The organism is Flavobacterium sp. Root420 (genome assembly GCF_001427905.1).
Classification (GTDB): domain Bacteria; phylum Bacteroidota; class Bacteroidia; order Flavobacteriales; family Flavobacteriaceae; genus Flavobacterium.
Genome location: NZ_LMEF01000012.1, coordinates 569,988 through 583,104 on the forward strand (window position 1 = coordinate 569,988; position 13,117 = coordinate 583,104).

The window sequence follows — 13,117 nt, forward strand, 5'->3', positions numbered from 1 at the left end:
ATACCTTTTGAATTTTTACTATTTCTGTAAGATTTGTGAAATGTTTAATTTCTTAATCTTTAGAGTATTAGTTTGTAAATTGTTTTTTAGAAGCTAATCCTGCTGTCCACTATATCTTTTGTGGTGAACCCCACCACAAAAGGATGCCGTTCCCATCAGGGCTAAAAAGACGAGACATTAAATTACCAGTTTAGTTTCCAAAAGGAAAAATAATTTCATAATTAACCATTTATAATTTACAATTAAAGAAGTAATGCCTTTATTTAAAACCATACAGTGTAACGAAACAACCAAACTTTTAATTTGGGAAATAACAGAATCTTTTGAGGAGTTGTTGAGCAAAGTAGTTTTAAAAGAAAAAACGCAACGCCGATTAGACGGAATGAAGTCTCAGTTACATCAGCGTGCTTTTTTGAGTGTTCGTATGCTGATTCAGGAAATGGGTTTTACAGATAAAGATTTACATTATGATGAATTCGGGAAACCTTATTTCGATTGTCATAATTATATTTCGATTACGCATTCGTATCATTTTGCAGCTATTATTATCAGCCATGAAACAGTTGGAATTGATATGGAATTACAGCGTGAAAAAATCCTCAAAATTGCTGATAAATTTGTCGATACCGAATTTGAATACTTAAATCCGAATGTCTCAGAGGAATATATCAAGAAACTTACAGTGATTTGGGGTGCTAAAGAAGCGATTTTTAAAATTAGAAATGAAAAAGGGATCAGTTTTAAAGATCATATTAGGGTTGGAGATTTTTCTTTGAATAAAAAAGAAACCCAGGCCAGTCTACATTTTGATGATTTGATTAAAGATTTCAATGTGCATTATGAAGAAATCAAATCTGATAATTTTGAAGGGAAATTTACTTTGGTTTATGCTTTTGAGAAATAGTATTTATAATAAAATTCCAATTATTGAAATTCCAAATTCCACAATCTTGTCATTTCGACCGAAGGGAGAAATCACACTCGGGGCTCGACAAAGATTGGCAATTTTATTGCGGAGCTTCTAGTGTGATTTCTCCCTTCGGTCGAAATGACAAAAAACTACACTTGGCTTTCTTTTTTACGATGTTCAAACATGCTCATGTACAGAAATGTACTCATTTTTCGAGCACGGCGTTTAAGTGTGTCTGCGTTTTCTCCTTCAAAATGTTCATCGATAGTTTGAAACCAATGATTCAGCCAAATTCCGAATTCGTTTGAAGTAATTTTACCATCAAAATGGGCATCCACTTCGTTGTGTACTTCATGTGGATTGCCTTTGTATTTTTTTACTGCGAATAAATTGGTCTCCCAAAAATCAGTCAGTTTTTCGAGATGTGCGTCCCAATCTTTTATTATCGTATTAAAATAAAAGCCGATTTCTTCATCGGCTCTTATTTTAGCATAAAACTGATGTACCAGAAATTCGACATCAGCTCTATTTTCTATCTGTTTTTTCATAGTACAAAACTATTCAGAAATATTAGTAAAACACTTAATATGGTGCTTAAAATAATAAGGTTAAAAACTACTTTATGTTTCATTTGTGCTAAGATTGAAGTGTTGGCAAAAACACAAGCTAAAACAATAATTGCCAGTTGAATCATTTGTCCAATAGAGGTTCCGTGTGAAAGAATATACATTGCAGCTGCGCCGCCTAAACAGCTTTGACCAATTACAGCCATTGCTGCAGAACCCATGTAATTTTTATTGAAATTTTCGAATGTTGTTTGGTATAGTGTCATGATATTGAGATTTTTACACTGCAAAGGTACATTCGCAATAGAACTCCATTTTATGACTTTAATCATAAAACAGGAACTATTTTATCTGTATACTTTTCTGTTTATAATCTTCAAAAGACCTTTTTTTTCCAAAGCTTTTATTGTTCTTATTACGGTTTCGACACGCAGGCCGGTTAAATCTCCAATTTGTTGTCTTGTGAAATTAATAAGGAAACCGTTGGTATCTTTCTTAAAATTAAAATAAGCGATTCCGTGATCAATTAATTTTAAAACTCTGTGCTCTGGTTCCTGAGTAGACATTTCGGCCGCCATAACCGATTTATAGTACAATCGCTGTGCTAAATTTTCAATTATTTTAAGACTTATCACTGAGTTTTCTTCCAGTAATTTCAGAAAATTATTTTTGGGAAGAAGAAAAATTTCTGAATCATCAACCGCAATGGCATTTGCCGGATAATTTTGATTCAAAAATAGGGGAGGTTCACCAAAGGGTTGTTCTTTATAAAAAATTCCCTGAATGAATTCGCGACCATCATCATTATAATTATTCATTTTTACTTCTCCCGAAATAATTTGATAGTAATGGGTTGGCAAATTTCCTTCTTCAAAAATAATTTCATTTTTATCGAAAGATTTCTTTACAGCACCATATTTTACTAACAATTCAGAAGTAATCATACATTCATTTCTTTATTTATCAAAAGCGATTGTACAAATATAATTCATTCAAAATAGTTCTTCTGCATTAAAAAACTTTTACTTTTACGGCCGTTATGAAACAAAGAATATCCAATATACACCAACAGATTTTAGAAGCTAAAAAGAATGGTCAAAAATTACTGGCCATACTTTTAGATCCGGATAAAATTGTATGGGAAAATTTAGATCATTTATTACATAAAATAAATCAATCACCTGCAACACATATTTTTGTGGGAGGAAGCATTGTACAGGCTACAATTTTAGAAGATTTAATTGCACAATTAAAACAAAATACAAACCTGCCCGTTGTTATATTTCCAGGTGATCCATCGCAAATTTCGGCTCAGGCTGATGCAATTTTGTTTCTGTCTTTATTATCAGGGAGAAATCCGGATTATCTGATTGAATATCAGGTTCAGGCGGCGCCAATTCTTAAAAAAACTAATTTAGAAGTAATTTCGACTGGTTATATTTTGATAGAAAGCGGCAATGAAACAGCTGTTGCACGTGTTAGCAAAACAAAACCGCTTAATCGTGAAAACCTGGATTTGGTTTTGGCAACTGCGCAGGCCGGAGAAATGCTAGGAAATAAATTGATGTATTTAGAAGCCGGGAGCGGGGCCAGGAATGCAGTGCCGTTGAAAATGATACAGTTAATAGCGCAAAATATCGAAATTCCTATCATTGTTGGAGGAGGAATTGTAGATTTGCACGGAATTCAAAATGCCTACAAAGCTGGTGCCGATTTAGTAGTTATTGGAACTGCTTTTGAAAACGACAGCCATTTTTTTGAATTATAAAAACATAACCAAACAACCAACACAAATGATTGATTTTTTTCTTGACAGTTACAAAAATGCTCCTTTATGGCACATTGCTTTAGAGTTTTTGGTTTTTGTATGCGGAATTTTAAGTGTTTGGTTTGCTAAAAAGGAGAATATCTGGGTTTATCCAACAGGCTTAATCGCTACTGTAATTTCAGTATATCTTTTATATATTGCGGGTTATATTGGTGATATGATTATAAACGGATATTTCTCAGTAATGAGTATTTATGGCTGGTATGTCTGGGCAAAAGGTGGAACAAAGGAGGACAGTATGCCCATTACAAGGACAAATAGTAATGAAAAAATAATAGGGATCGTTCTGTTTATTGTTACTGTTTTTGTAGTTTTCGGGATTTATAAATATTTTGATTATGAAATTAAAAATGACAATTATGTCGATATGATTTCGTCTGGAATATTTTTTGCAGGAATGTGGTACATGGCCAGAAAAAAAATCGAAAACTGGACACTTTGGATTATTGGTGATATTATTGTAGTGCCTCTTTATGCTTATCGTGGCTTAGGAATGTTGTCACTTCAGTATTTAATTTTTACAATTTTAGCTATTTCAGCTTATTTAGAATGGAGAAAAATCTTAGACAGCAAAAAACAAATATCATAAAAATTGCTTTATTTGGCCCCGAGAGTACAGGGAAAACCACTTTGGCAAAACAACTTGCAGATTACTATAAAACCGACTGGGTTCCTGAATTTGCACGTGATTATTTACAAGAAAAATGGGAAGAAAATCAGCATATTTGTATTGCTGATGATATGCTTCCTATTGCGTATGGTCAGACTGCACTAGAAAATGAAAAACTTTCTACAGCGAAGAAATATTTGTTTTGCGATACCAATTTAATGGTTACCAAAGTTTTTTCTGAAATGTATTATGGTTTTTGTGATCCGCTATTAAATAAGGCAGCGTTGGAACATGAATACGATTTGTTTTTTCTGACGGATATTGATGTTCCTTGGGAAAAAGATGATATCAGAGATACACCTAATGGTCGGGAAACAGTGTTTTCGGTTTTCAAACAAAGTCTTATAGATACCAATAAACCGTTTATCACGCTTTCCGGAGATAAAGAAAGTCGCCTGATAAAAGCGTCTTCAATTATCGATGATTTGGCTATAGCTAAACATCATGGCTTTTCTTCAGCAGATTTTGTTTACATATATAATAAAGGAATTCCTTTTGCTACTATCTTAAAACAATTAGATATTTTAAAAAACGGAATTACAAAAAGTAATTTGGTAAGCACTGCCACAATTACAAACGGAATTCTAAGTTTGTCAGAAGTAGAATTCGAAGAAAAAAGTAGTTTTTTTGACTCTCAAAAGTCAAATTTAAAAATAAAGAAATTTGTTCCGGCTTCTGGAGCGGCAACAAGAATGTTTAAGTTCCTGCGAACTTTTTTGAACGATTTTAATATCGAAAAAGAAACTATAAATGCTTATATCAATAGGAAAAAAGATAAAGAATTGCCTATTTTTATTGTAGCAATGGAAAAGCTTCCTTTTTTTGAAGCTGTATATTTAAAACTAAAAGAAATTTATACTGATTTTGATACTCTAGACAGAGATTATAAAAATTATTACTTTATAAAATTATTGTTATCTGCTGATCATTTTGACTTTGCCAATAAGCCAAAGGCTGTTTTACCTTTTCATAAATATAAAACACATATTGCAAATCCTCTGGAAGAACATTTAAACGAATGTGTGCATTATGCTTCATCAAACCAGGTTTCTAATCTTCATTTTACAGTTACCGAAGCGCATCAAAATTTATTTGAACAAGCAGTTGAACTCGTTAAAGAAAAAGTAGAAAAGGATTCAGGAATTCGAATCAATATTAATTATTCATATCAAAATAAAGCTACTGATTCAATTGCTGTAGATCTTGAAAATAATCCTGTGAGGGATAATAAACATAATGCATTGGTTTTTAGGCCAGGCGGACACGGTGCTTTAATTGAGAATTTAAATGAGCTTGAATCGGATATTATTTTTATCAAAAATATAGACAATGTAATTCAAAATCATATTGAGAAAATTACCTTATATAAAAAGGCGTTGGCAGGTATTTTAATTGAAATTCAGCAAAAAGTTTTTAGTTATCTTAAAGCTATTGAAAAACAAGAAATTAAAGACAATAATATTGACGAAATTATACGTTTTTTATCGGATAAGCTCAATATTGAGATGAGCAATGATTTTAATAAATTTACTTTTGAAAATAAAATTTCTAAGATAAAAGAATTACTGGATCGGCCAATTCGTGTTTGCGGAATGGTTAAAAATGAAGGAGAACCCGGAGGTGGACCATTTTGGGTAATGAATAATAAAGGTATAGTTTCTTTGCAAATTGTAGAAGCTTCTCAGGTTGATGTGAGTAATAAAAAACAGCATAATATTTTAAACGAAGCGACACATTTTAATCCGGTAGATTTAGTGTGCGGAATTAAAAATTATAAAAACAATAAGTTTGATTTAATGCAATTTACAGATCAAAATGCAGGGTTTATTGTAGAAAAAAACTTTGAAGGAAAAATGGTTAAAAGTTATGAATTGCCTGGATTATGGAATGGTGCAATGGCCAATTGGATTACCGTTTTTGTGGCGGTTCCGTTGATAACTTTTAATCCGGTGAAAACAGTAAATGATTTATTAAAAGCGGCACATCAACCACAGTAATGGATAGCGAAAAAATCATATCTGAATTAAGTTTTAAGGCCGTTCGAAGCAGTGGTGCAGGCGGACAGAACGTCAATAAAGTATCATCAAAAGTGGTGTTGACTTTTGATTTGAATGTTTCGCAAGCTTTATCTGAAGAAGAAAAAGCACTTTTATTGACGAATATTGCACCAAGGCTAACAACTGAAAATATCCTGATTTTAAATTGTGATGAAGATCGGAGCCAGCTTAAAAACAAAGATATTGTCATAAAAAGGTTTTTAGAAATCATAAAAAAAGGATTGCATGTTCCGAAAGTTCGAAAAGCAACTAAAGTTCCAAAATCAGTTATCAAAAAGCGAATCAAGGACAAAAAGAATATTTCTGAAATAAAACAATCCCGCAAGAAACCAAATTTGGAGTAAATTCCAATTTAGAAATTCCAAATTCCAAACAAGGCTTACTTCATGTAGTTCTCATTGGAATTTGGAATTTAATTTTTGGAATTTGTTTTTTAACACTACATTTGCACTGTCTCAAAGGGGTGCTCTAAATAACGAGCTGAGATCATACCCAAAGAACCTGAGCGAGTAATGTCGCTAAGGGAAAAAACGACAATGGTTTAGTGTGCACACTATATCTTGTCGTAAGAAACACATTTATTAATTTAACAAAAAAGAATAATTCCCCCTTTTATTCGTAATTTTTTTACGGATGAAAACTTCTCTTAAAGGTACAAAGGTACTAAGTTACAAAGGTTCAAAGGTGAACCAAAAGTCTATTCTCTTTACTCTATTTTCTTTACTCTTTACTCTATTCTCAATTGCTCAGGAAAAAGATTCTGTCAAAGTAAATTCTCTTGATGAGGTTTTGGTTTCAGCAGTTCGTGTTACTACAAAAACGCCGGTTACGTTTAGTAATTTGGATAAAAAAGATATCAAATACAGAAATCTGGGTCAGGATATTCCAATTCTTATGAATTATTTGCCTTCAGTCGTAACTACTTCTGATGCTGGTAACGGAATGGGTTACACCGGAATTCGCGTCCGCGGAAGCGATGCAACACGTGTTAACGTTACTATAAACGGAATTCCATACAATGATGCTGAAAGTCAGGGAACATTTTGGGTAAACATGCCTGATTTCGCTTCTTCGGTAGAAAGTCTTCAATTACAGCGCGGTGTTGGAACTTCAACAAACGGTTCTGCTGCTTTTGGCGCCAGTTTAAATATGTTGACAGATAATTATGCTTCAAAAGCAAATGGCGAAATTTCAAGTTCTTACGGAAGTTTCAATTCTCAAAAAAATACAGTAAAATTCAGTACTGGTTTATTAAACGATCATTTTGAATTGGCCGGACGTTTGTCCAGAATCAAATCAGATGGTTATGTAGACAGAGCGAGTTCTGATTTGAAATCTTATTTTTTACAAGGAACTTATGTTGGTAAAACCACTTTAATTAAAGCATTGGTTTTTGGCGGAACAGAAAAAACATACCAGTCCTGGAATGGAATTGATGCTGAAAAACTAAATGAAAACCGCACCTATAACTCTGCAGGAGAATTTACAGACGAAGCAGGAAATACTCGTTATTATGATAACGAAACTGATAACTATCAGCAGGATCATTATCAATTGCATTGGAGTGAATCGTTCTCTGATAAATGGAGCTCAAACCTGGCGGTTCATTATACCAAAGGAAAAGGATATTACGAAAATTATAAAGAAGACGCTGATATGGCCGACTATAGTTTACTACCAGTTGGAGCGATAACAACAACCGATTTGGTGCGTCAGAAATGGTTGGATAATGATTTCTACGGAACAACATTTTCTGTGAAATATAAAGATGAGAATCTGGATGTCATTTTTGGCGGAGGCTGGAACAAATACGAAGGTGATCATTTCGGAAAAGTAATCTGGGCAAGATATGCCTCTCAATCGGAATTGGGAGATCATTATTACGATGATTTTTCAACTAAGACAGACGGAAATATTTTCGCAAAAGCCAATTACCAATTCACAGAAAAATTAAGCTTTTATGGCGATTTACAGTATCGAAACGTAAAATATAAAGCCAATAGTGCAGAAACTGGTTTAGTGGATGATAACTTCAATTTCTTTAATCCGAAAGCGGGTTTGAACTACGAAATCAATCAAAAAAACACCCTTTATTTCTCCTACGCAAGAGCCAATCGTGAACCTAACAGAACGGATTACGAAGGCGGAAATGTAAAACCGGAAAAATTAAATGATTTTGAATTTGGCTGGAGATTCAATTCAGAGAAATTTCAACTGAATTCGAATTTCTATTATATGGCTTACAAAGATCAGTTAATTTTAACCGGAACATTAGACGATGTTGGAGCGCCAATTCGTTCCAATACAGATAAAAGTTACCGTTTAGGATTTGAGGTTGATGCTACTATTAAATTGTCAGATCAATTTATACTTCGTCCTAATTTCACTTTAAGCAGTAACAAAAATGTTGATTTGGCTGTTGAAGGTCAGAATTATGGAACAACTAAAATTGCCTATTCACCAGAAGTAATCGCAGGAAATATTATTGTTTATAGCCCGCTTGAAAGTTTACATATTTCGTTATTACAGAAATATGTTGGTGAACAATACATGAATAATATCGAATTGCCATCAGCAAAACTAGCTGATTATTTTGTGAACGATTTGAATGTGTCTTATGAAATTAAGCCAAAATCTATTTTTAAATCGATCATGATTACAGGTTTGGTAAATAATATTTTAGATAAAAAATATGTTTCTAACGGGGCAATGTGGGATGTTTATCCTTATTATTATCCACAGGCAGGAATCAATTTCTTAGCCGGACTGACTTTGAAATTCTAAAATAGGTCAAAAACAAAAAAGCCTGAAAATTTAAACTTTCAGGCTTTTTTGTTTTTAATTATAAACGTGAATCAACGTTCCGGTAACTTCTACTTTATACTGTTTTAATGGGTATTCCTTACCTCCAAGTCCGGTAAATAGACTGTATGCAGTTTTATCGCAAGAGCAAACGGCATTAATACCATCAATAGTCATAGCTGTGCAAGAATTTAAAGCCTGATTTGGGCACGCAGCATCAAATGCATTGTATCCGCTTCCGGCGTTAAAAATGATAACGCCCTTTGCTCCAAAATTCGGAACAATAACCCCGTTGCTCACAAATTTAAGATTTGAATAAGCAGGCAGATTCATATCTACAGATAAATTTACGGAATAATTAGGTATATTAGGATTATTATTGCTTCGTTCACTATCACCACAAGAGAAAAGTACAGAAACAAATACGATTAAGAACCAGAATTTTTTCATTGATTTTAATAAGAATTGGTGAAACAAAAATAAATTATTTAGTTTTGAATTTTATATGATTAACATATAATTATGTACTATTAAAAATAATAGTATATTTGTAATAAGAAATCCCGTCCCGATGGGATTTTTTGTATTTATATAAACGATGAAGTTATGAGTAAAGTATCTTATTATACCGCAGAAGGATTAAAAAAGTTGAAAGATGAGTTGGAGCATTTAAAAAGTGTAATGCGTCCGAAGGCATCTCAAGATATAGCAGAAGCAAGAGATAAGGGTGATTTGTCTGAAAACGCCGAATATGATGCAGCAAAAGAAGCGCAGGGTTTATTAGAAATGAGAATTGCTAAGATGGAAGAAGTGTATTCTAACGCCAGATTAATTGATGAATCACAATTAGATGTTTCGAAAGCATTGGTGCTTTCTAATGTAAAAATTAAGAACCAAAGCAACGGAATGGAAATGAAATATACACTTGTTGCTGAAAGTGAAGCCGACCTTAAAACTGGAAAAATCTCAGTAACGTCTCCTATTGGAAAAGGTTTACTTGGGAAATCAGTTGGGGAAGTTGCCGAAATTACGGTTCCAAACGGAGTTCTGAAATTTGAAATTCTTGAAATCTCCAGAGACTAAGTCATTGCGAGGAACGAAGCAATCTCACTATTAGATTTTTAAAAATTACACAATGAGCATATTCACGAAAATAGTAAACGGAGAAATTCCTTCCTATAAAATTGCAGAAGACGATAATTATTTGGCTTTTTTAGATGTAAATCCAAATGCAAAAGGACACACGCTTTGTATTCCAAAACAAGAGATCGATAAGATTTTTGATATGGATGATGAATTGTATTTAGGACTAATGAAGTTTTCTAAGAAAGTAGCAATTGCTTTAGAAAAAACCGTTCCTTGTAAAAGAGTGGGTGTGGCAGTTGTTGGTTTAGAAGTTCCTCACGCACACGTTCATTTGATTCCTTTAAATCATATGGATGAAATGCGTTTTCAAAATAAAGTATCACTTTCTAAAGACGAATTTGAAGCTTTGGCAAAAAGTATTCAGGCGAATTTGTAAAAAAAACAGAAGTATATTAAAAGAGCAGTAAATTAATTTACTGCTCTTTTTTATTTAGTGAAATCTGAAATGTAGTCCCTTTTCCAATTTCAGAATGTAAAACTTTTATTTTACCGCGGTGATATTCTTCTACAATTCTTTTGGTTAAAGAAAGTCCTAATCCCCAACCGCGTTTTTTGGTTGTAAAACCGGGTTCAAAAATGGTTTTGAATTGCTTTTTTAAAATCCCGGTTCCTGAATCTTTGATATTTATTTTAACATGATGTACATCTTGTTCAATATGAAGATCTAAAGTTCCTTTTCCTTTCATAGCGTCAATAGCGTTTTTAACGAGATTCTCAATCGTCCAGCTATGAAGCGTTGGATTTATCATGGCGAAAATTGGTTCTTTCGGAGCATCATAAGAAAACATGACTTGTTTTGAAAATCGGGATTGCAGATATTCGTAACTACTTAAAGTTTCAGAAATAATATCATGGATTTCTAAAGCAGGAACAGAACCAATTTTAGAAAAACGATCTGTAATAGTTTGCAATCGGTCAATATCTTTTTCAATTTCCACCGTTATGGAAGGATCAATTTCTTCCGTTCTTAAAATTTCGACCCAGCCGATTAAGGAAGAAAGTGGCGTCCCAATTTGATGAGCCGTTTCTTTTGCCATACCCGCCCATAGCTTGTTTTGCGTGGCCATTTTAGTGCTTTTGTAAAAATTGTAAATCAGCGCACCAAACAAAACGATAATCAGCAGTAAAGCTATTGGGTAATATTTGAGTTTATTGATTAACTCAGAGTTTCCATAATATAATTTCTGAAATTTCCCCGGAGCGTACTCAATAACAATTGGTTCATTTTCTCGCTTTAGATTATTTAAATAGGAAAGCGATTTTTTTTCATCTTCCATTATTCTTTCCGGTACATTGACAGAGCTGATAATCTTATCGCCATACATCGTTAGCATTACCGGAACCGAGTGATTGTTGTTTAAAATTTCAAGCGGTAAATCTAAGTCTGTGTTTTCATCTGCATTGACCAGCGCCTTCTGTGCATTCGCTAAAAGATTCATTTTTAACCTTTCTTCATTTTTGAAAACCTGAAAAAAGATATAGGTATTCCAAAGAATCAGAGAAATGATTAAAAAGGAAATGGAAATGATAATCCAACGGGTCGTATTTCTTCTTTCGGAAAAAGACATAGGTATTTTTTTGAGGTATAAATATAACGAAATAAACACATTTTATATTTTGTTATTTGCTAAAGATTTTTGTTTTTATATCTTAAAGTATTTCTTTGGATTAAACGATTTCTCTACTTTTGCAGATACCGAAATGAGGTTCGGTTAAAAAGAAAAAATATGATTAGCATTGATCCAAAAGAAATACCAACGGCAAAATTACATGGTTATCTGCAAAGTGCTGTAGGGCCAAGACCAATTGCTTTTGCCAGTACAATCAGCGCAAAAGGAATTCCGAATTTATCACCTTTTAGTTTCTTTAATGTATTTAGTGCCAATCCGCCAATTTTGGTTTTTTCGCCGTCACGACGCGTACGTGACAATACTGTGAAACATACGTTGATTAATGTTGAGGCAACTCGCGAGGTTGTTATAAATGTGGTTAACTATGATTTAGTGCAGCAAACTTCATTGGCAAGTACAGAATATGCAGAAGGTGTAAACGAATTTATCAAAGCAGGATTAACACAAATTCCATCAGATTTGGTAAAACCGTATCGTGTAAAAGAATCTCCGGTGCAGTTTGAGTGCAAAGTCACGCAGATTATTCCGTTAGGAACAGAAGGCGGAGCAGGAAATCTGATTCTTTGTGAAGTGGTGAAAATGCATATTCATGAAGCCGTTTTAGATGAAAATGGTGGTATTGATCAACATAAAATTGATTTGGTTTCAAGATTGGGAAATAATTGGTACTCAAGATCAAACCAAGGACTTTTTGAAGTGCCAAAACCATTAACGACTTTAGGAGTTGGGGTAGATATAATTCCGAATTTTATCAAAGAAAGCTCCGTTTTTAACGGAAACGATCTTGGAAAATTAGGAAATATAGAAGCCTTGCCTACAACGGAAGAAGTTAGTATATTTGTGAAAGAAAATTTTTCAGTGAAAGGAGTTTTAAGCTCAGATGATCAGGAAAAAATTCATTTAGAAGCCAAAAAATACTTGGATAATGATGATATTTCATCGGCCTGGAAAGTGCTTTTAGCTAAAAAATAAGAATAGAAACAATAATTAATATAGACGAAGATGGAAGTTACAGGAAAAGTAAAAGTGGTTAATCCAGAGCAACAAGTTAGTGCTGCATTCAAAAAGAGAGAGTTGGTTGTTACTACAGATGAGCAATATCCTCAACATATTTTGATTGAATTTACTCAGGATAAATGCGATTTATTAAGCAGCTACAAACAAGGTGAAGCGGTAAAAGTTTCTATCAATTTAAGAGGAAGAGAATGGGTTAATCCACAAGGAGAAACCAGATATTTTAATAGTATTCAAGGTTGGAGAATCGAAAGATTAGCTCCGGAAGGTCCTGGTCAGACGCCACCAATGCCTGCTGCAGAAACTTTTGCTCCGGCAACAAACTTAAACGAAGACGAACCAGACGATTTGCCTTTCTAAAAGTTTAAATTCCAATATAAAAAATTCCAAATTCCAATTCGCAAAAATGTGTATTTGGGATTTGGAATTTTTTGTATAAACACCAGATTTTGGGATTTGGAATTTCACTATTGGAATTTAAAAATTGATTATT

General features: G+C 33.2%; 15 protein-coding genes. 10 read left to right on the top strand and 5 right to left on the bottom strand.

What is annotated here, in order from left to right; genetic code table 11:
* Nucleotides 1–253: 253 nt before the first annotated feature.
* The gene (locus ASC72_RS10105; protein WP_056190378.1) at nt 254–904 is read left to right on the top strand and encodes a 4'-phosphopantetheinyl transferase superfamily protein; all 651 of its coding nucleotides are present in this window, start codon (nt 254–256) and stop codon (nt 902–904) included.
* A gap of 155 nt (nt 905–1,059) precedes the next feature.
* Here ASC72_RS10105 and ASC72_RS10110 read toward each other — a convergent pair whose 3' ends face one another.
* Genes ASC72_RS10110 through ASC72_RS10120 form a run of 3 tightly spaced genes read right to left on the bottom strand, consistent with a single transcriptional unit; the run spans nt 1,060 to nt 2,420 of the window.
* Entirely contained in the window at nt 1,060–1,458 is a 399-nt protein-coding gene (locus tag ASC72_RS10110; protein WP_056190379.1) for a group III truncated hemoglobin, read from the bottom strand.
* Nucleotides 1,455–1,808 (bottom strand): hypothetical protein, encoded by a 354-nt coding sequence (locus tag ASC72_RS10115; protein WP_241775672.1) that lies wholly within the window; start codon nt 1,806–1,808, stop codon nt 1,455–1,457. The genes ASC72_RS10110 and ASC72_RS10115 overlap by 4 nt, the downstream gene beginning before the upstream one ends.
* A 15-nt stretch (nt 1,809–1,823) precedes the next feature.
* The gene (locus ASC72_RS10120; RefSeq protein ID WP_056190383.1) at nt 1,824–2,420 is read right to left on the bottom strand and encodes a Crp/Fnr family transcriptional regulator; all 597 of its coding nucleotides are present in this window, start codon (nt 2,418–2,420) and stop codon (nt 1,824–1,826) included.
* Between the two features lie 95 nt (nt 2,421–2,515).
* Between ASC72_RS10120 and ASC72_RS10125 the strand changes: the two genes are divergently transcribed.
* From ASC72_RS10125 to ASC72_RS10145, 5 genes are all read left to right on the top strand, one after another.
* A complete protein-coding gene (locus ASC72_RS10125) occupies nt 2,516–3,244 on the top strand; it encodes a geranylgeranylglyceryl/heptaprenylglyceryl phosphate synthase (RefSeq protein WP_056190384.1) in 729 nt (242 codons plus the stop codon).
* Between the two features lie 25 nt (nt 3,245–3,269).
* Nucleotides 3,270–3,893 (top strand): nicotinamide riboside transporter PnuC, encoded by a 624-nt coding sequence (pnuC, locus tag ASC72_RS10130; protein ID WP_056190514.1) that lies wholly within the window; start codon nt 3,270–3,272, stop codon nt 3,891–3,893.
* On the top strand, nt 3,854–5,971 hold the full coding sequence (locus tag ASC72_RS10135) for a DUF4301 family protein (RefSeq protein ID WP_056190386.1): 2,118 nt from the start codon (nt 3,854–3,856) through the stop codon (nt 5,969–5,971). The genes pnuC and ASC72_RS10135 overlap by 40 nt, the downstream gene beginning before the upstream one ends.
* On the top strand, nt 5,971–6,375 hold the full coding sequence (gene arfB, locus ASC72_RS10140) for an alternative ribosome rescue aminoacyl-tRNA hydrolase ArfB (protein ID WP_056190388.1): 405 nt from the start codon (nt 5,971–5,973) through the stop codon (nt 6,373–6,375). Before ASC72_RS10135 ends, arfB begins: the two co-directional genes overlap by 1 nt.
* Nucleotides 6,376–6,664: 289 nt before the next feature.
* Nucleotides 6,665–8,815 carry a TonB-dependent receptor gene (locus ASC72_RS10145; RefSeq protein ID WP_056190390.1) on the top strand — a complete coding sequence of 717 codons (2,151 nt, stop codon included), beginning with the start codon at nt 6,665–6,667 and terminating at the stop codon, nt 8,813–8,815.
* A gap of 54 nt (nt 8,816–8,869) precedes the next feature.
* Here ASC72_RS10145 and ASC72_RS10150 read toward each other — a convergent pair whose 3' ends face one another.
* Entirely contained in the window at nt 8,870–9,283 is a 414-nt protein-coding gene (locus ASC72_RS10150; RefSeq protein WP_056190392.1) for a hypothetical protein, read from the bottom strand.
* A 156-nt stretch (nt 9,284–9,439) separates the two neighbouring features.
* Here ASC72_RS10150 and greA point away from each other — a divergent pair, with 156 nt between their 5' ends.
* Both greA and ASC72_RS10160 read left to right on the top strand, forming a co-directional pair.
* Nucleotides 9,440–9,916, top strand: a complete 477-nt coding sequence (gene greA / locus ASC72_RS10155; RefSeq protein ID WP_056190394.1) for a transcription elongation factor GreA — start codon at nt 9,440–9,442, stop codon at nt 9,914–9,916.
* Between the two features lie 52 nt (nt 9,917–9,968).
* Nucleotides 9,969–10,355, top strand: coding sequence for an HIT family protein (locus ASC72_RS10160; protein WP_056190396.1), 387 nt, complete (start codon nt 9,969–9,971; stop codon nt 10,353–10,355).
* A gap of 37 nt (nt 10,356–10,392) precedes the next feature.
* On the opposite strand, the gene ASC72_RS10165 is transcribed toward ASC72_RS10160, so the two are convergent.
* On the bottom strand, nt 10,393–11,547 hold the full coding sequence (locus ASC72_RS10165) for a PAS domain-containing sensor histidine kinase (protein WP_056190398.1): 1,155 nt from the start codon (nt 11,545–11,547) through the stop codon (nt 10,393–10,395).
* Nucleotides 11,548–11,706: 159 nt separating this feature from the next.
* Here ASC72_RS10165 and ASC72_RS10170 point away from each other — a divergent pair, with 159 nt between their 5' ends.
* Entirely contained in the window at nt 11,707–12,582 is an 876-nt protein-coding gene (locus ASC72_RS10170; protein WP_056190400.1) for a flavin reductase family protein, read from the top strand.
* 30 nt (nt 12,583–12,612) lie between these two features.
* Nucleotides 12,613–12,984 carry a DUF3127 domain-containing protein gene (locus tag ASC72_RS10175; RefSeq protein WP_056190401.1) on the top strand — a complete coding sequence of 124 codons (372 nt, stop codon included), beginning with the start codon at nt 12,613–12,615 and terminating at the stop codon, nt 12,982–12,984.
* The last annotated feature ends 133 nt before the right edge of the window (nt 12,985–13,117 follow it).